Source organism: Eubacterium multiforme, from assembly GCF_030813415.1.
GTDB lineage: Bacteria > Bacillota > Clostridia > Clostridiales > Clostridiaceae > Clostridium > Clostridium multiforme.
Map to the genome: position 1 here is coordinate 802593 of NZ_JAUSUF010000001.1, position 21283 is coordinate 823875.

At 26.6% G+C, this 21283-nt stretch carries 19 protein-coding genes; 2 read left to right on the top strand and 17 right to left on the bottom strand.

Annotation, left to right across the window (positions count from 1 at the left end; translation table 11 throughout):
- Positions 1–50: 50 nt before the first annotated feature.
- From cphA to J2S18_RS03800, 6 genes are all read right to left on the bottom strand, one after another.
- Complete coding sequence (gene cphA, locus J2S18_RS03775) at positions 51–2657, bottom strand: cyanophycin synthetase (protein WP_307483406.1); 2607 nt, start codon at positions 2655–2657, stop codon at positions 51–53.
- Positions 2629–3474, bottom strand: coding sequence for a cyanophycinase (locus J2S18_RS03780; RefSeq protein ID WP_307483409.1), 846 nt, complete (start codon positions 3472–3474; stop codon positions 2629–2631). Before J2S18_RS03780 ends, cphA begins: the two co-directional genes overlap by 29 nt.
- Before the next feature lie 168 nt (positions 3475–3642).
- Positions 3643–5205: a DUF3794 and LysM peptidoglycan-binding domain-containing protein gene (locus J2S18_RS03785; RefSeq protein ID WP_307483411.1), complete on the bottom strand. Its 1563-nt coding sequence runs from the start codon at positions 5203–5205 to the stop codon at positions 3643–3645.
- Positions 5206–5564: 359 nt separating this feature from the next.
- Positions 5565–5801 carry a Veg family protein gene (locus J2S18_RS03790; protein WP_307483413.1) on the bottom strand — a complete coding sequence of 79 codons (237 nt, stop codon included), beginning with the start codon at positions 5799–5801 and terminating at the stop codon, positions 5565–5567.
- A 206-nt stretch (positions 5802–6007) separates the two neighbouring features.
- Positions 6008–6889, bottom strand: a complete 882-nt coding sequence (gene yabG, locus J2S18_RS03795) for a sporulation peptidase YabG (RefSeq protein ID WP_307483416.1) — start codon at positions 6887–6889, stop codon at positions 6008–6010.
- Between the two features lie 96 nt (positions 6890–6985).
- Entirely contained in the window at positions 6986–7987 is a 1002-nt protein-coding gene (locus J2S18_RS03800; RefSeq protein ID WP_307483418.1) for a CotS family spore coat protein, read from the bottom strand.
- Between the two features lie 108 nt (positions 7988–8095).
- Here J2S18_RS03800 and J2S18_RS03805 point away from each other — a divergent pair, with 108 nt between their 5' ends.
- Complete coding sequence (locus J2S18_RS03805) at positions 8096–9220, top strand: glycosyltransferase family 4 protein (protein WP_307483421.1); 1125 nt, start codon at positions 8096–8098, stop codon at positions 9218–9220.
- A 43-nt stretch (positions 9221–9263) separates the two neighbouring features.
- On the opposite strand, the gene J2S18_RS03810 is transcribed toward J2S18_RS03805, so the two are convergent.
- The 3 genes from J2S18_RS03810 to J2S18_RS03820 form a co-directional block, all read right to left on the bottom strand.
- Positions 9264–10316 (bottom strand): CotS family spore coat protein, encoded by a 1053-nt coding sequence (locus tag J2S18_RS03810; RefSeq protein WP_307483425.1) that lies wholly within the window; start codon positions 10314–10316, stop codon positions 9264–9266.
- Positions 10317–10328: 12 nt separating this feature from the next.
- Positions 10329–10799, bottom strand: a complete 471-nt coding sequence (locus tag J2S18_RS03815) for a hypothetical protein (RefSeq protein WP_307483428.1) — start codon at positions 10797–10799, stop codon at positions 10329–10331.
- 220 nt (positions 10800–11019) lie between these two features.
- Positions 11020–12015 carry a CotS family spore coat protein gene (locus tag J2S18_RS03820; protein WP_307483431.1) on the bottom strand — a complete coding sequence of 332 codons (996 nt, stop codon included), beginning with the start codon at positions 12013–12015 and terminating at the stop codon, positions 11020–11022.
- A gap of 120 nt (positions 12016–12135) precedes the next feature.
- Here J2S18_RS03820 and J2S18_RS03825 point away from each other — a divergent pair, with 120 nt between their 5' ends.
- Positions 12136–13266: a glycosyltransferase family 4 protein gene (locus tag J2S18_RS03825; RefSeq protein ID WP_307483434.1), complete on the top strand. Its 1131-nt coding sequence runs from the start codon at positions 12136–12138 to the stop codon at positions 13264–13266.
- Here J2S18_RS03825 and J2S18_RS03830 read toward each other — a convergent pair.
- The 8 genes from J2S18_RS03830 to J2S18_RS03865 form a co-directional block, all read right to left on the bottom strand.
- Positions 13255–14388, bottom strand: a complete 1134-nt coding sequence (locus J2S18_RS03830; RefSeq protein ID WP_307483436.1) for an ABC transporter substrate-binding protein — start codon at positions 14386–14388, stop codon at positions 13255–13257. The two genes, J2S18_RS03825 and J2S18_RS03830, sit on opposite strands and share 12 nt — an antisense overlap.
- A gap of 12 nt (positions 14389–14400) precedes the next feature.
- Positions 14401–15486 carry an ethanolamine utilization protein EutH gene (gene eutH, locus J2S18_RS03835; protein WP_307483438.1) on the bottom strand — a complete coding sequence of 362 codons (1086 nt, stop codon included), beginning with the start codon at positions 15484–15486 and terminating at the stop codon, positions 14401–14403.
- Positions 15487–15510: 24 nt separating this feature from the next.
- Positions 15511–16866 carry an MATE family efflux transporter gene (locus J2S18_RS03840; protein WP_307483440.1) on the bottom strand — a complete coding sequence of 452 codons (1356 nt, stop codon included), beginning with the start codon at positions 16864–16866 and terminating at the stop codon, positions 15511–15513.
- A 218-nt stretch (positions 16867–17084) separates the two neighbouring features.
- On the bottom strand, positions 17085–18413 hold the full coding sequence (locus tag J2S18_RS03845; RefSeq protein ID WP_307483443.1) for a 6-phospho-beta-glucosidase: 1329 nt from the start codon (positions 18411–18413) through the stop codon (positions 17085–17087).
- Between the two features lie 39 nt (positions 18414–18452).
- On the bottom strand, positions 18453–19541 hold the full coding sequence (locus tag J2S18_RS03850) for a DUF871 domain-containing protein (RefSeq protein ID WP_307483446.1): 1089 nt from the start codon (positions 19539–19541) through the stop codon (positions 18453–18455).
- 19 nt (positions 19542–19560) lie between these two features.
- A complete protein-coding gene (locus tag J2S18_RS03855; RefSeq protein ID WP_307483448.1) occupies positions 19561–20454 on the bottom strand; it encodes an N-acetylglucosamine kinase in 894 nt (297 codons plus the stop codon).
- Between the two features lie 73 nt (positions 20455–20527).
- Positions 20528–20830 (bottom strand): PTS sugar transporter subunit IIA, encoded by a 303-nt coding sequence (locus J2S18_RS03860; RefSeq protein ID WP_307483451.1) that lies wholly within the window; start codon positions 20828–20830, stop codon positions 20528–20530.
- Between the two features lie 56 nt (positions 20831–20886).
- Positions 20887–21198, bottom strand: coding sequence for a PTS sugar transporter subunit IIB (locus tag J2S18_RS03865; protein ID WP_307483453.1), 312 nt, complete (start codon positions 21196–21198; stop codon positions 20887–20889).
- Between the last annotated feature and the right edge of the window lie 85 nt (positions 21199–21283).

Sequence of the window (21283 nt, forward strand, 5' to 3'; positions counted from 1 at the left end):
ATTACTCCTGTCTATTTTTGTAATATTAAAATAAACATAAGATATGTTATTTATAAATTAACTAATTTATCTTTTTTATCTTCCTTTTTTATTTCTTCAACAACTTGAACTAAAGGTTGTAATTCTTCAAAAAATATTACTACAATATCTCCTTCTTTACTTATTCTAATACCTTCTTTAAAAGCTTCAACTTCATCTAATACAGTAGTACACTTTTTCTTATTACTTATTCCTCTTTTTATAATTTCTGCAAGTTCTCCTGGCTTTCTTCCTCTTTTATCCCTATCTTCTTTTATTACTATAATATCTAAATTCTCATCACTTATCTTACCAATTTCTTCTGCCATTTCATCACTTCTATCTCCAGGAATTCCTATAACTCCAATTAAATTATTGTGCTCAATATTTTTTAATGATTCAAATATAGCTCTATATCCATCTACATTATGACCATAATCTAATATGATTTTTCTTCCATCTATTTCATACATATTAAATCTTCCTGAATTATAATTAGAATCCAGTTTAAACTTATTAAAACCTCTAGCTATCATACAATAATCTATACCTAAACCAACTAAAGCTGCACATGCTGCTAATGAATTTTCAATATTAAATATTAACTTTCCATTTAAAGTAATAGGAATATCATCAATTTTTATAACATTATATTTTCTTCCATTGCTCATAACGCAAAGCATATCATTATCTATAAAAACAGCTTTTTTCCCTGCAATTATATTTTCCTTAATTAATGGATTATTTTTATCCTTTGAAAAGTATATAATCTCTCCTTTAATTCTAGAAATTATACTTTTGCTCCATTTATCATCTGCATTTATAACTGAATAACCTTCTGATTTTACCGCCTCTGCAACTAATGATTTTACAAAACTTAAATCTTCCATAGTATTTATATCATTAAGACCTAGGTGATCCTCAGTTATATTTGTAATTATTCCAACATCAGCTAAATCGTATGCCAAACCCTTCTTAATCATTCCACCTCGAGCAGTTTCAAGAACAGCAACATCAACCTCTTTATTTAAAAGAATAGCTTTTGCACTTTCATATCCTGTATCGTCTCCTATATCTATACATTCATCTCCTATATAAATTCCAGATGTTGATGTCATTCCAACTGTATTTCCCATAAGCTTTAATACGTAAGAAATTAATCTAGTTGTAGTTGTCTTTCCATTAGTTCCTGTTATAGATATTAATGGAATATTTTTAGGATTCCCTTTATATAAATGTTTAAAAATATAATCTCCAACATCTCTTGCTTTTCCCTTTGATGGATAATGATGCATCCTTATACCAGGCGCTGCATTAACTTCCATAATTACACCCTTACCATTTAAAGGCTTATTTATATTTTCACATATTATATCAATACCACAAATATCTAACCCAATAATTTTTGAAACCCTACTACAAAGTTTTTTATTTTCTTCACAAATTTCATCTGTACAATCTATAGCCATTCCACCTGTAGATAAATTTGCATTCTTTCTAAGTATTATATTTTCACCTTTTTTAGGTATACTTTTTAAATTATATCCACGCTCACTTATAAGCTCTTTCATCTCATCATCAACATCAACTTTTGTTAATGGTTTTTCATGTCCCTCTCCCCTTAAAGGATTACTATTTAACTCCTTTATTAATTCTTTAATAGTTTTCTTGCCATCTCCACATATTGCAGGGGGAATTCTTAAAGCTGCTGCAACTACTTCATTATTAACTACACATACTCTATAATCATTTCCCTCTACATATTTTTCAATTATTATATCTTTGTATTTTTTAGATAGTTTATTGTAAGCTTTTAAAAGCTCTTTATCGTCTCTTATATTTAAAATTACACCTCTACCTTGATTTCCACATTGAGGCTTTAAAACAACTGGATATCCTATATCTTCAGCTTCCTTTAATAAACTTATTATATTAAATACCTTTTCTCCATTAGCTATAGGAATGTTTTGACTTTTAAGCATTGTTTTTGTAAGAATCTTATCGCAGGCAATATCTACACTAACGCAACTAGTATTACTTCCAATTGTTGCTTCAATAATACGTCCTTGTTTTCCATAACCTATTTGATAATATCCTGAATCATCTATTTTAAATACAGGAATTCCTGATCTTTCTGCTGCATTTTTAATTGCTTCTGTACTTGGTCCTATTAATTCTTGATTTAAAATATCTTTAATTATTTTTATTCTCTCTTTAAAATTGATATCTTTATTTAAAATTAATGAATTTATTAAATCAACAGCTAATTTACCAATTTCTATTGCTGTTTTTTTGTATAGATATTCATAAATCACATAATAATGTTCTTCCTTAACTTCCCTTGCTTTTCCATAGGAACAATTTATTCCAAGCATATTTTGTATAGCAATTATAGTATGTTCACAAATGTGGGCTAAGTACGTTCCTTCATTAAGTCTTATAACAAAACCACCTTCAATTTCTATTCCACATCTATGGTCATTTAAATTGGGCAATATTTTAAGAAGTTTATCATTAAAACCTTCAATTTCCTTACTTGGAATTTCTGAATATCCTTCTAAATCTATATCCATCCTTATACATTTTCTATGAGCATAAATATTTCTTCCATTAAAGACTTTTATCCCTTTTATCTTCATCTCTAAATACTTCCTCCTCAAAAGGTATCTTATTAATTAGATCAAATTTATTTCCTTCTATAAGAACATGCAATTTAACATTAAAAATACTTAATGTTTTATCCATAAATTGTTCTGAAACATTTGTATGATTTATACTGCTTCCATCTATTATATACACAGCTCCACTACCAACTACTTTTAAAAGCTTTTTTTCATTAATTATTATGGCAGTATCCTCGTCTATTCCAATTCCTAAATTTTCAGGATTTTCAGCTATTCCAGTTAATAACCGACCAATTCTTCCTCTTTGACTAAAATGCTGATCAATAATTACATTTTCAACTAATCCAAGACCTGGAGACATATTAATACTATTTTTGTTTGGTGATTCTTCATCATCTCCATCTAAAATCATAGTTTCACTCATAACAGATGCCCCTGCTGATGTACCAACTATAACTTTGCCATCCATTAATCCACCAATTAAAGATTCATTTAAAGGTGTTCCCCCTATTAAACTAGTAATTCTTAATTGGTCTCCTCCTGTAAAAAATATTAACTTAGCTGAATTTACAAGATTAATATTTTTTTCTAAATATGCCTCTTCTCTTTCATTTATATCTAAAAATTCTATCCTGTTAACGCCTATTTTTCTAAATACCTTATTATAAATACTTTTCATATCCTCTTGAATTTCAGAAGCAATAGTTGCAACTAACAATAAATCTTCTTTTTTATTAATCAGATTACATACTTCATTTAAGATTTTCTTTCTTCCTTCTTTATCTTCTGCTCCGCCTATTATAACTAAATTATAATTTAACTTAGATTCCATAATATCACCTCAAATCATGCGTTTATTATTATCCCCTAAGTGCTATTTAATTATTCAAAATTATTTAAAGCTATAAAAATAAAAAAGCCCTTAAAATTTAAAAGCTTTTATTATTATATTAAATAACAAAAAGCCTTACTAAAATATTAGTAAGACTTTTTATCTAGGCTAAGATACAGCTCTTCCTGGTATTAATAATTTTTCTCCAACTATTAATTTATCCGCATCTTCTAATTCATTAATTTTTATAATTTCGTTCATTGTAGTATGATATTTCTTTGCAAGTTTCCACAAAGTATCTCCTTCTCCAACAACATAAATTGTAATACTTGCCTTCTTCTTAATTTCTTCTCCTTCCCTTTCTACTATATCACTTACAAATTCTTTTTTAATTTCAAATAAAACTTTAGCTATAACATCTATATTAGCCTTTATTGAAATAGTATTTGCTTCAATTGCTACATCTAAATTTTCTATAGAAGCCTTAACTAAAGCCTTCATATTTTCATTAGCACCATTTGCATCTATGCTTATATTAAATGGAATGTCTCCTGAAACTTTATCTAAATAAGTTTCTTCATCATTAGTTTTATATATAACATTAACTTTTATATATCCAGAAACTTTTATTTTATCTTGAGCAACTGACTTATCTGTTAAAATAACATTTGCCAAATTAGTTATTATTTTTTCTGGCATCATATTGCCTTCATTTATATATATATTATCCTTAATTATAGATTCATTATTATATATTCCTTGAAGCATTCCAATATTGTGTTCATCCCTTGATACTTCAATTTTAAACTTAGGAGAATAAGCATCTACTATAACATCTATATTTTTCTTTGAAAATACCTTTGCACTACAAATAACTAAAACTTCAGTATTAACTATTCTAGCTTCACCTAGGTCATCTTCTTCTACAGTTATATCTTTATTTTTTATATTAAAATCAGCAGTTACTAACATATCTGGAGTTACCCCTGCCATTTCCATTTCTTTAGATAAATAAATATTATCCTCTAAATAATAAACTTCCTTACTTTCATTACTTAAATATATTATTCCAAATTTACAATAGCAACCACAATATACTTTCTCTTCTCCAATTTTCACTTCTTTCTTTTGAAGTTCCATTTTTGATTTTAAAACTTTTGATATTGGTGGTTTATCCATGCTAACCCTAATCATTGATTTCCCTATTATTTCAATATTTTCACTAGCATTTTTATTATTTATAGCCTCATTTTTTTTAAGAACTTCTACTCCATCACTTTCAGAAACATCCTTTACAAGTTCAAGCTCCTTTCCTTCATACATTTCCCAATTAAAATTAAGAACTCCATCAATAGCAATTTTTCTCTCATTTATTATTTGTGCTTCAATATGTTCTACTCTGCATTCTACTTCGCAGATTATTTTATGTTCACTTTCTTGTAAGTCTAAACTGCTATTAAATTTTTGAGAATAGTTAACTGATGAAACTATTGTACTTTCTTCTTTTGCTAAATAAAGTACATTATACTCAATTCTACCTTCTACCATAACCTTATCCCCAACAGTTTCCTTAGACATAACAGTTGGTTTTGCATCAACCATTAATAATTTTTCTACATCTGGATGAGTGTCTGGTATAAGGTACTCATCATTTAACATACTAGTAGTATTACTTTCTCTTAAAAGTTGTTCAAATTTAATATTTTCTTTTATAACATCTATCTTTGCCATTTTAACCCCTCCTATAAAATACCTACTACTATTTATATAGAAAGATTTTAAATTTATGACTATTATAAAAGAAAAATACTTATTTCTTTTGTTATATTTCATCAATACATCCATATTAAAGAAATATTTTTTATATGTTATATAATCTTTTAATTTTTGCCAAAAATTTATTTTATTTTTTTGTTGACAAAGGTACCTTTTTGTCGTAATATAATAATTGGTTATTGACCATATAACCTCTCATAAATTCTCAATACCCTTTTATACCATAGTTGAAAGATGGAAACCCACCATCTTTCTTTTTTTTTATTTTTTTATAAAATAGAAAAAAAACTTCGAAAAATTTCGAAGTTTTATTTCTATCCTGGAAAATGTAATTGCACTGTCTGAGTTAATACATCTGAATAACTGTATGTCACGGTTCTTTGGGTGTCATTGTCTAATCTTATTACGAATATGCTAGGGTAAGCACTTTCTAAAACTCCATCGTTAACCAGAATCTTTTTTCTTCCTCCGTTGGCTTTTAAAGTTACTTTTTCTCCAAGGTGTCCTTCAATACTTTTTTTGATTGAAGAAATAGTCTTAATAGTTCCCATGAAAACACCCTCTTTCCTTATTTGATTATACCATTTTTTTGAATATAAGTCAAATAAAATTTTAATTTTATCATTTAATAAATGTAATGTCAATATATTTTTATATTTTCTTACTTTTTTATTATTTGTAAATAACTAATTATTTATACATAATAAATTTATTTATATTTTATCTATAGATTAAATCATAAAATTAATCTTATAATTTATAAAATATATGAGGATTTAGGATATCCTTCTCTATATTTTCCTCTAGTTTGAAGTCCCCCAACACCTTTTATTCCAGTTATAGTATTATCTATTACTTCTTTAATTGATACACTTTCATTAAATTTAGTGTAAGCTATCTTTTCACATACAAAGACAGGATCTAAGCAATGAATTAAAACCCTGCTTGGTGAAGATGCAAAGTTTGCACCAGCATCTAACATACATTCATAACAGCTCTGACATGCCCCTGCAAAAATTATTAATTCATCATAACTAGAATTGTAATCTCTTAAAGCCTTTACGGCATCTCTATAAAACTTTGAATTTCTATAATTATTTAAATCCAAATAATCTCTTGTTCCTCTAATTACACCATCATGACCTGTAAGGACAACTATATCTGGCTTTACTTCCTTTACAAGGTCAACAATCTTACTTGGCTGTTCTCTTTCAGATAAGGCTACTCCAACAGCATCAAGGGAAAGCTGTTTATACACCTTAAGACAAGTATCCATATATTCTTTATCACCATCAACATGAAGTATTTTACCTGGTCTTCCAAAAAATAATTCTTCTGTATCTTCTTTAATCTTATTTACTTTATTATTCTTTATGGAACCTTTTCTATTTTCTATTTCTCTTGTTGAAATAGCTGTCTTTATTGCCTTATTAACTCTACTATTTAATATTTTATCTTTTTTCCCTGAATAATTTTCAGAAACCTTTTCTAAATCTTCCAAAGTAGCATCTGCTATCACTCTTATATTAATACCCTTTAATATAAAAATAGTTTTTTCATTTTCATAAATTATATCTACTATTTTAAATGTTACATCTTTATCATAAGATTTTCTTACAACTATATCTCCTACAACCATATTTTCACCTTAAATTATTATTTCTCTATATTATTCTATGCAAAAATATACTTTCTGTTTAACTAAAATAAAACTCCATCAATATGGAGTTTTATTTTAGTTAATATTGTATTCTTTTTTAAACTCATCTAAAAATTTAAGATAATTATCTCTTTCATTTATTATTCCTTGAAGTTTTTTTGCAAATGTATTTTGTCCCCAATTAACCTCATTATAATAATATCTATTAGCTAATCTCCAATATCTTTGTGGAAATTGTAAATATGCTAATAGTACTTTATATTCATCTTCCCTTAAAGGAGTTACATCATTATAGGATTCAATTATAGCCTTTGCATATTCTATATTCCAATCTACCCTCTTTAAAACTTTTATCATAAAATTTGAAATATCAAAGGCTCTTATTTCTCTTTTACAATAATCAAAATCTATAACATTTACTTCCTCATTGTTATCAATTATTATATTATGATAAGTAAAATCATGATGACAAAAACTTTTTTCTGTTTCTGCAATTTCACAAAGTTCATTGTAATTTGATTCCTCTAATGTTTTAAAAGCTTCTCTTCCCATTTCTTTATAAAATTCCATTGATTTTATATAAAGTAAATCAAAGTCGCTTTTATTATGTTTTTTTCTAACCATATCTCTCATTTTATCTAAGGACTTAACTCTCTTCTTCATTAGATTTAACCATCTTCCTAAATCACTTTTTAACTTAGAATTTTCAGGTGGATCGTATCCCTTTGATGCCTCATGTAATTTTGCTAAAGTTTCTGCTGCAAGTTTTACTTCTGGCACTTTATTAAAATCACATTCCCTTCCATCTAACCATTTTGATAAAGTATATAAGTCTTCATTTACTAAGGCATATGGCTCACCTTCTATGTTTAAAAAATATCTGTCCACTTTATCAAATCCATTATTTATTAAATGTTCCTTTGCTCCATAAACAAATAAAAGTTTCTGAGGTCCATAATTTATTTTTTTAAGACATCTTTCTCCTTTGTTAGTGTTTAAATAGTACACCCCTTTATTTGCCTTTAGAGTTTCAATTTCAATATTAAATTGTCTTTCTATTTCAAACTCTCTCATCATTTCAATCACCCCTTTAATATTTATATGTATATACAATTTCTTTTATTAACATTTTTTACTATAAATATATATAATAAAAGTAATAATACTTTAAAAGAGGATTAAGTCATGAAAATTGGCATTGACGGCAGAGCCGCAAAATTGTATAGAGGAACAGGTATTGGCACATATACTAATCAATTAATACGAAGTTTAAATAATGTAGACTTTAATAATAATTATTTAATTTTCACTCCAGATAATCCAGCCTTAAATAATTTAAATTCTAACTTTAAAATTGAAAAGGTTGATACAGTAGTTAAAGATAATTTTTGGGATGAAATTCGAGTTCCTAATATTTTAACAAACAATAATATGGAATTGTATCATGTTCCTCAAAACGGTGTAGGACTTTCTAAAAATATTAATAACTGTAAAAAAGCCATTACATTACATGATATAATCCCACTTAGAATGCCAGAGACAGTAAGTGATCGTTACCTTAAAATATTTAATGATGAAATGCCAAAAATCATTGATGATTGTGATGGTATAATAACTGTTTCAGAGTTTTCAAAGCAAGATATATTTAAGGAATTTAAATTTCCTAAAGATAAAATTTTTGTAACTCATTTAGCTGCTGAAGATATTTATAAACCAATGAGCAAGTGCCAATGCAAAAAAAATATTGAAAAAAAATATGGTATTAAATCAGACTTTATATTATATGTTGGGGGTTTTAGCCCAAGGAAAAATATAATAGGACTAATTGAAGCCTTCTCTTTATTACCTGCTCCTTATAGAAAAACTACTAAATTAGTTATAACAGGTAAAAAAGGCCTTTCATATGACAACTATCTAAAGAGGGCTAGGGATTTAAAGGTTCAAAATGATGTTATTTTTACAGGTTTTATTCCAGCTAAGGATTTACCTTATTTTTATAATGCCTCTGAAATGTTAGTTTATCCATCATTTTATGAAGGTTTTGGATTACCACCTATAGAAGCTATGGCCTGTGGTACTCCTGTAATAACTTCTAATGTAACCTCCCTTCCAGAAATATGTTATGATTCTGCACTACTTATAAATCCAAATAACCCAGATGATTTAAGTTATGCAATAGAAAAAGTTTTAAGTGATAGTTTACTTGTATTAGCCATGGTAAAGAAAGCCTTAACAAGAAGTAGATTATTCTCTTGGGAAAACACTGCAATATCTACAGTTAAAGCTTATGAGAATATTTTAAACAATTGAAAGAAGTGGGTAATAAAATTTTTCTTATTACCCACTTCTTTTATTAATTTAAAAGTATCTCTTTTTCATAAAACTCTTTATAATCATTTAAAAATTTAATTCTAAATATATCATTTTCTAATTTATTCTTAAATCTGTGAAGGAATACTTCCATGTCCCATTCTTTACTTTTATGATAATAAGACTTAATTATTGAATATATATCTCTTGGAAAGCTCATTAATACATATATTAGTTTATACTCTTCATCTTTAATCTTTAATATATTGTTATAACTTTCAAGTACGACCTTACCTTTACTTATATCAAAGGTACTATTTTTAATCCATTTTAAAAGAAAATCAGCTAAATCTACTGTTCTTAAATCTACTGTTCCATAATCAAAATCAATTATATTAACATCCTTTTCATTAACTATAAAATTATGATTTGCAAGATCATTATGACATATAGATATAAGTTCTTTATCCTTTATTAATTCTTTATAATTACTAACCCAAAGCATTTCTTCTACTTTCTTTATTTCTTCTATATACCTATCACAGTTTTCTAAAAATAATTTATCAAATTCATTTTTATAAGAATATCCTTTAACCCATGACTTTATATTTATAAGATCATTTTTTATATTGTTATAATAAGCACATAAATCCTCTCCCATAATAGGTTCAATTCCCTTTTCATTTAAATGTTCTAATATATTTTTAGAGGCTTTATGAAGATTAGCTAATGCTTCACTACACATTTTAGCTTCAATAGGATTACTTACTGATGCTTCACGACCCTTTATTAAATCCATTAATATATAGTCCTCACCCTTCCAACATATAAAGGCTTCATTCTCATTAAATCTATCCATCTTCATAGTATTTTTAAATTCTTTATTTATGAAATTTAAAGATTCATCTATAAATCTTATTTTATCCTCTTTATAATCAACTTTTTTAAGAATTTTAGCTCCATCAGTTGTGTTTAATATAAATAATTTTCTAAGAGGAGTAATATCTAATATATTAAGACCTAACTTATCAAAAAAGTTTTTACTTAAATCATATCTACAAAGAAAATTTTTTTCTAAGTACCTAACCTTTCCCATTATAGACCTCCCTTAAAACCCTAATTCCTTTTCTGCAATCTTTGCAAAATCATTCTTAAACAAATCCCATTCATACCTATTTTTATACCAATACTTTAAACTTTCTTGAGGCATATTAACAATTAAATTTATATAATCAAAACTATTTTTCTTTAAATCTAATTCTCTTACATACTCAATTGAATATTCTCTAATTAATTCTTTGCTACATTTTCTTTTCCATTTAAGAAGGTAATTTATAAAATCTTCCTCAATTATATTAAAATTAAGTTTTTTAATCTTTCCAATTTCAATATTATCCATAAGTCTTAAGTTGCTTTCATCAATTTTATCTATACACATTTCATTTTTTTCCATTCCTCTTCTATATATATCTATATAATTAATGTTATCTAATTCTTTAAGTCCATTTCTTGCTTCTTCTAATATTCTTTTTTCATAATAGCTTTTTTCTTTAAATATCTCTTCTAACTTTTTAGTCATTACAAAAATTCTATCAACCCTTTTTCCTATTTCACTTAATATACTATTTTTTTCAACTACATGATATCCAATAAGTATATTTTGAATAGATTTTATTATTTTTATATGGTCTAAAATATTAGAATTACTTTTTTTAGTTTTAAAATATTCTCCTATTATATATACATCATGTTCTAATAAATATTTTGAAAGAATTTCCTCATTTATAATAAATCCCCCCTTAATTAAAGAAATTATTTATAAACTCTTCCCTTTCTTCTCTATCTTCTAAGTATTTAGTAATCCTATCTAAAAAAATTTCCTTTTTCCAAGGTTGCTGTTCCCAATATACTTGAAGTCCAATTTGCCAAAAACTTTGTGGAAATCTTATAAATTCTCTCATAACAATTAATTCATCTTTAGTAATTTCAATATTTTTAGAATAACTATTAAGTATTTCATTTCCCTTTTTAATACTCCACCTATGATTTTTCATAGACCTAATAAATAAAGAAGATAAATCATGAAGGTGACTATCTAAAATACAGTAGTCAAAATCTATTATGTTTATATGATTATTTTTATCTATTAAAACATTATGATCTGCAAAATCATGATGGCAAAACTCCCTTTTAATCATATGTTTTTTCATTATATTAATGTATTCACTATTTTTAAGTCCTTCTATACTTCTGTTTGCTCTATCTAGTTCACTATATAAATTATTTAAAAATATATTGTCAAACTCACTTTTTTTAGCCTTTTGAGAAATTCTATTTGCAAAATCTATAATTTCCCTTTTTCTAGTTTTAAAAACATTTATCCATGAAAACCAATATATTCTAGGATTCATATTTTTAGTAATAGTAAAATCTCTACTATAAACATGTAATCTAGATAACTCCTCTGCTATCTTTTTAAGTTCTTCTAAATTATCATAATCGCTTTTTCTAGAGTCAATCCACTTTGTTAAATATCCATAGACTTCAAAATCTAATTTTACATAATATTTATTATTTTTATTTTTTATTATATCTAAAACATTTAAATATCCTTTATTCCTTAAATGAAGTATTGAAGATAAAATAAAATAAAAATGAGAGAAATTATATTTAACAACTTTAAGACAATATCCATCATTTCCATTTATCTTATATACATTTTTAATTTTTTCAATAGATTTTATATTTATACAATACTCCTCTTCAACTATTTTTTTTATTTCATTAAGATTCATATATTTTCTCCAAAATCTTATTTATTTTTATTATATGAATCTATTAATCCAATGTGATTTCATTCACCAAATTTACTATTTTTAATATTTTATATTATATAGATAATTTGAGGTGTTTTAATGAAAGTTTGCATAGATTCTAGAAGTATAAATTTACATGAAGGTACTGGAATAGGAACATATACAAAAAACTTAATTTCAGAAATGATAAACATAGATGAATGTAACCTTTTTACACTTATTTGGACTGGTAAAATAGATAAGAGCTTCTTAAAAAATAATACAGAACTTATTCTGTGTTCTGGAAAGCATGGAAGCTTTTTTGAAAAAGAATATATTCCAAATTTAATTAAAAATAATGACTTAGAATTATATCATATTCCTCAAAATGGAATAGGCTATCCCTTTGACTATAATATAAATACAGTAGTTACAATACATGATTTAATTCCTTATATAATGCCAGAAACTGTTGGCTCTGGATATTTAAAAAGATTTTTAAAGGATATGCCAAAAATAATAGAAAACTCAAAAAGCATACTTACAGTATCAGAATATTCAAAGAAAGATATATTAAAGTTTTTTAAAGGTTATCCAGAGGATAAAATATTTGTTACTCCCCTATCTGCAAATAACGAATTTACTCCTATGGATAAAATAAAATGTAGAGAATTAATACAAAATAAATTTAATTTCAAAGATCCTTATATACTTTATATAGGTGGATTTAGTGCTAGAAAAAATGTAAAAGGCTTAATAAATGCCTTTTTTAAAATTAAAAATAATTTGTCTAAAAAATATAAATTAGTTCTTGGAGGCTCCCTTAAAGATGAAGGAATTAACCTTAAAAATTATTGTGATACTTTAAATTTAAGTGAAGATGTTGTCTTTACAGGATTTTTAGAAAACTCAGATTTACCTATTCTCTATAATGGTGCTGAAATATTTGTATACCCTTCTTATTATGAAGGCTTTGGTCTGCCTCCATTAGAGGCAATGAAATGTAACACTCCCGTTATAACTTCAAATACAACTTCAATACCAGAGGTTACAAAAGATTCAGCCATTCTTATAGACCCACTAATAGAAGATGAACTTTCTCAAAGTATGTTTAACCTACTAGAAAACCATGATTTAAGAAATAATTTAATAAAAAAAGGATATAAAAGAAGCCTCCAATTTTCTTGGAGGCAAACAGCAATGAAAACTCTTAATGCATATGAAAAAATAATATCATCATTAATTTATTAATTGTTCTTCTATTTTTTTGTAAAGATTATATTCTTCTATTTTAGGGGCCTTCTTTGATATATTACTCATAATAACAAGAGGGCTCTTCCCTTTAAAATTATTAATTGGTTCTTCTACATCTTTACTTTTATAAGCAAATATATAACTTGGGAAAATCTCTCCTTTAATTGCATATTTTAATGCTATTTTAGTATTGTTACTTATATATTCTAAAAAACTATTTATAAGTTTAGAATTATCACTATCACTATTTAATACAACAAAATTTTCTCCCTGTGCTACAAAAAACCTATTTAATCCAATTTCAGAAGCTGGTGGATTATTTGCTGTCCATGTACACTTTTCCTTTAAATCTTCAATAGCATTCATACCTCTTATAGAAGAAATTTTTCCAAAATAACCTTCATCATTATTTGCTGTAAGTATGTTATCTTTCTTAAGACTATCTATTTCCTTATTTACTGACTTAATTATTTTGTCTTTATCTTTGTTATACTCCATATTTTGCATTATAAGCAATGTTAATAAATCTTTATAATCTTGTCCAGTTCCATTTAATCCTTTATATTTTCCCTTACTTTTTTTATAAATATCCTCTGATATTTTAGTTAAATCATTCCAAGTATTTATATCTTCACTAGAATATCCGTATTTATTTAATACATCTTCTCTTAAATATAATACTAATGGTCTACTAGTAAAGGGAACTCCTAATATTTTTCCATTAATATTTACTTCCTGTAATCTACTATTTGAAAAATTCATCTTATATGTGTTTATTAAATTCCATTCATTAGCAAGTTCAATGCCTTTACTTGCTAATTTACTCATATCCAAACTATTAAACTGTGCAATATTTGGCATATCCTTTTTCTTTATATTAATAATTTTATTGAAATAATCCTTAGAATTAACTTTTTCAACTTTTATTTTTGTTCTCTTATTATTCTTCATATAGTCACTAGCTAATTCATTTATATAACCATAAGTGTTTTCATCTCCCCATATAGTGATTTCTCCACTTACTGTATTATTTCTATCTCTACTAAAATAATTAATAATAAGCAAAGAAACAATTACTGTTATTATAAAAATACCAGCTGTTTTCATCTTACCCTTCATAAAATCAATCCTTTAAACTTTAATTTTATTTTCTTTACTCTTTATATATAATATTGCAATTAAAATTGCCAAAAGTCCACATAATAATTTAGTAAAAATATAAATACTTACTATTTTAGGAGCTTCACTTGCAACAAAGCCTAGCTGACCTCCTAAAACATATGCTCCTCCAACAGAAAAAGCGCTACATAATATTCTTCCTTTACTATCAAGCTTTTCAAAGTTTAAAAAGACTATTATTGCTGATGCTAAACTTCCTAAAAATGCTGCAATAGAATAATTATTAACTCCAAATTTATTTGAAATCCTATCTAAAGGCTTCTCTAAAACTCTTTTTATAACCTCTAACATAACATAAGCGCCGCCTAAAAATATAGCAATTTTTCCTACAATAGTTAATGCCTCTTGTAAGGGCATAAGGTTATTAAAAATTACTAATCCTGAAATTGATTGAATTCCTTGTAAAGTTAAACCTATTATACTTATAACAACTATAATCTTACCAAAAACATCAAAGGCTTTAATCATAATGTCACCTTTATAAGCTATTCCAAGACCCAATAATATTGAAATTATTATTATTGGTAATAAATTTATAAGTATAATTTTTATTGGAATGTTAAGTAATAATCCTCCAACAAATAATCCTATTGGAATAGTTATAATCCCAAATAAAGTACCAATAAAAAATTCTCTTCTGCTTTCCTTTTTTATTATTCCAAGTGCCAAAGGAAGAGTAAAGCTTAATGTACATCCTAAAATAGATGCCATTAATACCCCTGAAAAGTAAATCATATTTTGACTTATTGAAATATTTTCTGCTATATTAAATGCTCCCATATCTATTGCTATAATACTAGATACAAATATTGAAGGATCAATTCCTATCTTTTCTGCAATTGGAACTAAAAACAAATTTAGTCCTTCAGTAATTACAGGTGTTAAAGATATTATTCCAACCATAGAAATTGCAAGTGGACCCATTGTATTTAATCCATCCTTAAATAAATACCCAAGACTTAATCTATCTCCAAGTATATAATCTATAGCTCCAATTAAAAAGAATCCAGCAACAATATACAATATTAAATTTTCCATAAATCCCCTCTCATTCCCTTATATTTATGATACTAAATTTTTTATCCACTTTCTTGACTTTATTCTCTTAAAACATGCAATTGACTTTGCAATTTCTTCAAAGGTGCAAAGTGCATAAACTAAATACACTGGAAGCTTTAATACAAATGCTCCTATTAAAGCAAGTGGAACTCCAATGCACCACATAGTTATAGCTTCTATAAGGAAAGATACCTTTACATCTCCTCCCCCTCTTAAAACTCCAACAACTACTATAATGTTATAAACCCTCATAACCATAATAATACATGTTACATAAATAATTGATTTAGCCCAAAGTTTAACCTGTTCTGAAACATCATATATTGATATAACTTTATTAGCAGATAAGGCTAATACTATTGCAATTAAAACTCCAATTAAACAACTAAGTTTTATAAGATTTCTTCCATACTCATTTGCTTTTTTCTCGTCGCCTCTACCAACTTGGTTTCCTACCATAACTAAAGTTGCACTTCCAAGTCCAAATATTATTACCATAAATAAATTATTTATTGTTGTAGCTATTTGAACTGATGCAATTGCCTTTGTTCCAATCCTACCGTATATTACATTATACATTACTGCACCAAGTCCCCAGCATCCCTCATTTAAAACTACTGGAAGTACAGTAACTGATATCCTTTTTATAAATTTTAAATTAAAAGATAATAATTCCTTTAAAGTACCAGCTAACTCATTTTTGCTGTAATACACATAACCTACCATAATTATAAATTCTAATATTCTCGCTATTAATGTTGCAATAGCTGCTCCCTTAACACCAAGTTCTGGCAAACCAAAATTTCCAAATATGAATCCATAATTTAAAATTGTGTTAGTTAATAATGCAATTGCACTTGCTATCATTGGTACTGAAGTTTTTTCTATACATCTTGATGCAATTCCATAATTAAAAGTTATTGCTGTAAATATATAACTTATTGATACAATAACTAAATATTCTCCTCCAAGTTTTATAACATTACTATCTTTATTAAATATTCCTATTATTCCTTCTGGAGTAACTTGAGCAAATAATGTGAATATGCTTCCAAGAATAATTGCAGCAATAACTCCTATTCCCACAAGCTTTTTTATATTTTTACTATCTCTTTTACCAAAATATTGAGATATAAAAATTCCTATTCCACTAAATAAACCCATCATTAAAATATTAAGCATAAAGAAATATTGATTAGCAATTCCCACAGCTGCTATTTCACTTTCTCCAAGTTTACCTATCATCATAGTATCTATTATATTTAATGACGAGGATATAAAATTTTGAATAACTATGGGTAAAGCTAAAATTACTACTTTTTTTATAAAGCTTTTATCCATATTAAATAATTTTTCCATACATTTCCCCCTTAAGTCTTAAAATAAATGCTTATTGCCTTAAAAAATTTACATTTTAGAAATTTCAGCTACAATTATAACATATTTTATTCACAAATAATTCTTTAAAATAGTTATGTTTTAGGTTAATTCTAATTTTTAAAAATAACTATAAATAAAAGAAAAGAGATGTAAAAAAAATACATCTCTAAATCTCTAATATATTTATTTCTTATTTTTTAATTAAAATGTGACTTAAATTGTGGCAAATATTTTTTGTGTGCTTCTAATAATTCATCTAAAAGAATTTTTGCCATCTTTTCTGAAGGGATTAATGGATTCATACAAAGTGCCATTAATGCCTTATGGTAATCTCCAGTTACTGCAGCTTCAACAACTAACTTTTCAAAGGATTTAATTGTTTGAATTAATCCATTTACTGATACAGGAATTTTACCCATTGCTATTGGCTTTGGTCCATCCTTTGTTATAATACATGAAACTTCCACAGCTGAATCATCATCAATACCTTCAATTGCTCCATTATTTCTAACATCTACTGGTTGAATATCTAAAGAATCATTATATATTGAACAAATTAATCTACAAGCAGCATCTGAATAGTATGCTCCTCCTCTTTTTTCAAGTTGAGGTGGTTTTATATCTAAATGCTCATCTTTATATAATTCAAACAAATCTTTTTCTAATCTCTTAACTACTTCTGCTCTTGTTTCTCCCTTTGCAAACTCTTTTAATTCATCATTAAGCATATCCTGTGTTTGGAAATAATATCTATGATATGGACAAGGCATCATACCTAATGCTTTTATAAAATCTGAATTCCATTCAAAGTCCTTTATATTTTTAACTATTGATCCAAGTTTTCCACCTGCAATAGAATCTATAACTTTATCAGTTACATTTTCTCCATCTACATAAATATTTTTTCCAAATACCATATGATTTAAGCCAAAGAAATCAAATCTTACTCTTGAATGATCAACTTCAAGCATTTCTGCAGCTGCCTTTTCCATTCCTATTGGAACATTACAAAGACCTATTATCTTTTTATTTTTCCCATATCTTAAAAGAGCTTCTGTAACCATTCCTGCTGGATTTGAAAAATTTATCATCCATGCATTAGGACAAAGTTCTGACATATCTTTATCAATATCTAATATTACTGGAATAGTTCTTAAAGCTTTAAACATTCCCCCTGCACCATTTGTTTCTTGTCCTATAACTCCATGACTTAAAGGAATTCTTTCATCTTTAATTCTTGCATCTAAAAGTCCAACTCTTATTTGTGTTGTAACAAAATCTGCATCCTTTAAAGCTTCTCTTCTATCTAAAGTTAAATGAATTTCCATTGGAACTCCAGCTTTTTTAACCATTCTCTTTGCTAAACTTCCTACTATTTCAAGTTTTTCTCTACCATCTTCTATGTCTACTAACCATAATTCTCTTACAGGTAACTTATCATATCTTTTTATAAAACCTTCTACTAATTCTGGTGTATAGCTTGAACCTCCACCTATAGTAACTATTTTTATTCCTTTTTTATCCATAAATTACACCTCTCTCATATATATTAAACTTTATAATAATTATTTAAGTTTAAATCCGAATTTACTCCATGGCTCAATATAATCCATTAAAAATTGTTCTTCTTTAGAAATTCTCCCAACAACATTAACTTTACCATTATTTTTCATATCTTTTCTTGCAACTTGTAATTCTCCTGCATATCTTTCATATAAATCTGAATCAATTATAATATCTCCCCTTTTAATATCTATCCTATTAAATGGAGTGAAACTTTCACCTTTATACTTTACCCTTGATTGAGTTGATCGTATAACGTAATCTGAACAATCTCCTCTATTAAAATGAAGTTCCTCCAAAACTACTTTCTTTTGAAGCTCTGGAATATTTTCTTCTAACTGAACTGTAAACTCCACCATATCTTTATTTAATTCACTTAAAGCTTTTAATTCTTCTTCTGATGCAAAGGAATTTGCTATTATAACATCATCAATTAAACCAGTTGCAAATAAATGTTTGGCTTGTATGTCTATTGCCATGTCCCTATGCATTTCTAATGTGCAAAGTCCCTCAGAAACTGGCCATGGTCCAATATTTGCTTCCTTTGAATTAACAAAAGCCGCAGTTTTAATACCAAGTTCTTTAAATTGCTTGCTGCATTTTATAAAGTGTTCATAGGAAAGTCCAGTATAAATATGTGGATAGAAATTATGACATCCATATATATTATCTATATTAGGTTTATATGAAATTATATTATCTACATATTTAGTACCATTACTCATATTAAGTTCTATTTTTAAATTATCTTTGTTAAAGGACATTATAGATTCTTCATTTCCTGAAAAACCCATATCAAACCTTATACCACCTAATCCCATCTTTTTAAATACTGAAAGGTCTGTTATTGTAGCTCCTAATTTTTTAAATATACTTGGCTCTATATCTGCTATAACTTCCATATTATTTTTATTTGCAACATTTATCATAACTTTAAAATCATTTATAATCTCTTCGTTACTCTTTCCTTCAACTGATAAAAGGCATGTAAATATTCTTTCAAACCCATATTTTGCAGAAAGATTAATATAGTCTAGTATTTTATCCATATCACAATGTTCTGGATATACTGAAATCCCTAACCTTTTCATTGCTTTTTCCTCCACAATTTTAAATTTCTAAATTTTTATATATATAATAAGCCCCCTTAGATGCTGAAACCTCATCATCTATAAATTCATCCACTGTTATATGCTCATTTAAATATTTTTCAAAGGAATTTCTTAGTATTTTTGAATTTTTAATAACCCCACCTACAAGTCCTACTTTGCAGTGTTTAAATTCTAAAGTTTTAAATACCCTCTCTACATCCTTAGCAAGTAATATTCCTTCATCTTCTAATATTTTTTTAGCATAACAATCTCCATTATCTGCACATTTTGAAACTACTGACCCTAAAGATGCTATTTTATCCTTATTATTTGAGTAAATAAATCCAATTATTTTATCTACACTATTAATATTTAAACTTTTTAATATTTCCTTTGAAAGATTACTTTTATCTAGTCCAAAATCATATTCATAAATCATTCTTTTAACAGCTTCAATAGAGATTTTATAAGCACTTCCTTCATCTCCAAGTAAATGACCCCATCCGCCGCATCTTCCTTGCTTTCCTTTATTAATACCAAAAACATTAGAACCTGTTCCTGCAATAACTAAAATTCCATCTTCACCTTTTAGCATTGCTTTTAAGGCTAAATCGCCATCATTCATTACTATTGAATCTAACCCAAACTTATTATTAATTTCATCTCTTACCTTTTTTGCATTTTCAGAAACTTCTGAACCAGCAAGTCCTAAATAAATACCTACAACATCTTTAGAACCTAAGTCATTTATTATTACTTCTATTCCTGATGTTATATTTTCTAATGCCTTTTTCTCATCATTAACTAAATTTCCAAAACCAGTTAAAGCACTCCTTAAAATGTTTCCCTTTAAATCATAAGCTATTGTTTCAGTTTTAGTGCCTCCACCATCAACTCCAATTATATATTTCATAATACATCTTCCTATCTTATATAATAATGAACTCTAATATTTACAATTTAGAGTTCATCATTTAAGTATTATTTTATTTTTCTATTCTTTCATATAAATCTATTATTTCATTTGCTAAATCTTTTAATGTCATAGTTGTCATTAAATGATCCTGTGCATGCATTAAAAGAAGTGAAAATTCTACCTTCTCACCAGCAGCTTCTCCTTGTATTAGACTTGTTTGTGAATGATGTGCTTCACCTAATTCTTCACTGGATTTTTCAATTAAATCCTTAGCCCCTTTAATATCTCCACCTTTTGCAAGCCCTATAGCTTCCATTGCATAGCTTCTAGCTTCGCCACTATGCATTATTAAGTTTAAAACTATCTCTTCCATGTTATTAAAACTCCCCTTCAATATATTAACCACTAACTTATTTAATTTTTGAAATACTATTTTTCATCAATTAATTTTAAAGCATATGCTAATACTTTAGGTCCATTCATTGTTCCATAATCTACTGTATTTATTACTGCAACAGGAATTCCCTTTGGCTCATATTTTTCTTTCATTTTATTTAATAAAAATCTAACTTGAGGTCCTAATAGTAATACATCCATTTCGTCCTCATGATTTTTAACATCTGCTTCTGAATATGCATTTATCTTGCATTCAATTCCTTGTTCCTTTGCTGCTGCTTCCATTTTAGTTACTAAAAGACTTGTTGACATTCCTGCTGAACAACATAATAATATCTTTTTCATATCCTATTCCTCCCTATAACTCTACTTGTATTTTAAATTTTACTAATATACTTTTTTATTTATATTTACACTATTTATAATTAGC

What these genes read in the sequence shown, in the direction of transcription:
- cphA (WP_307483406.1), bottom strand. Translation starts at nt 2,657, where the DNA reads ATGAAGATAAAAGGGATAAAAGTCTTTAATGGAAGAAATATTTATGCT.
- J2S18_RS03780 (WP_307483409.1), bottom strand. Translation starts at nt 3,474, where the DNA reads ATGGAATCTAAGTTAAATTATAATTTAGTTATAATAGGCGGAGCAGAA.
- J2S18_RS03785 (WP_307483411.1), bottom strand. Translation starts at nt 5,205, where the DNA reads ATGGCAAAGATAGATGTTATAAAAGAAAATATTAAATTTGAACAACTT.
- J2S18_RS03790 (WP_307483413.1), bottom strand. Translation starts at nt 5,801, where the DNA reads ATGGGAACTATTAAGACTATTTCTTCAATCAAAAAAAGTATTGAAGGA.
- yabG (WP_307483416.1), bottom strand. Translation starts at nt 6,889, where the DNA reads ATGGTTGTAGGAGATATAGTTGTAAGAAAATCTTATGATAAAGATGTA.
- J2S18_RS03800 (WP_307483418.1), bottom strand. Translation starts at nt 7,987, where the DNA reads ATGATGAGAGAGTTTGAAATAGAAAGACAATTTAATATTGAAATTGAA.
- J2S18_RS03805 (WP_307483421.1), top strand. Translation starts at nt 8,096, where the DNA reads ATGAAAATTGGCATTGACGGCAGAGCCGCAAAATTGTATAGAGGAACA.
- J2S18_RS03810 (WP_307483425.1), bottom strand. Translation starts at nt 10,316, where the DNA reads ATGGGAAAGGTTAGGTACTTAGAAAAAAATTTTCTTTGTAGATATGAT.
- J2S18_RS03815 (WP_307483428.1), bottom strand. Translation starts at nt 10,799, where the DNA reads ATGACTAAAAAGTTAGAAGAGATATTTAAAGAAAAAAGCTATTATGAA.
- J2S18_RS03820 (WP_307483431.1), bottom strand. Translation starts at nt 12,015, where the DNA reads ATGAATCTTAATGAAATAAAAAAAATAGTTGAAGAGGAGTATTGTATA.
- J2S18_RS03825 (WP_307483434.1), top strand. Translation starts at nt 12,136, where the DNA reads ATGAAAGTTTGCATAGATTCTAGAAGTATAAATTTACATGAAGGTACT.
- J2S18_RS03830 (WP_307483436.1), bottom strand. Translation starts at nt 14,388, where the DNA reads ATGAAGGGTAAGATGAAAACAGCTGGTATTTTTATAATAACAGTAATT.
- eutH (WP_307483438.1), bottom strand. Translation starts at nt 15,486, where the DNA reads ATGGAAAATTTAATATTGTATATTGTTGCTGGATTCTTTTTAATTGGA.
- J2S18_RS03840 (WP_307483440.1), bottom strand. Translation starts at nt 16,866, where the DNA reads ATGGAAAAATTATTTAATATGGATAAAAGCTTTATAAAAAAAGTAGTA.
- J2S18_RS03845 (WP_307483443.1), bottom strand. Translation starts at nt 18,413, where the DNA reads ATGGATAAAAAAGGAATAAAAATAGTTACTATAGGTGGAGGTTCAAGC.
- J2S18_RS03850 (WP_307483446.1), bottom strand. Translation starts at nt 19,541, where the DNA reads ATGAAAAGGTTAGGGATTTCAGTATATCCAGAACATTGTGATATGGAT.
- J2S18_RS03855 (WP_307483448.1), bottom strand. Translation starts at nt 20,454, where the DNA reads ATGAAATATATAATTGGAGTTGATGGTGGAGGCACTAAAACTGAAACA.
- J2S18_RS03860 (WP_307483451.1), bottom strand. Translation starts at nt 20,830, where the DNA reads ATGGAAGAGATAGTTTTAAACTTAATAATGCATAGTGGCGAAGCTAGA.
- J2S18_RS03865 (WP_307483453.1), bottom strand. Translation starts at nt 21,198, where the DNA reads ATGAAAAAGATATTATTATGTTGTTCAGCAGGAATGTCAACAAGTCTT.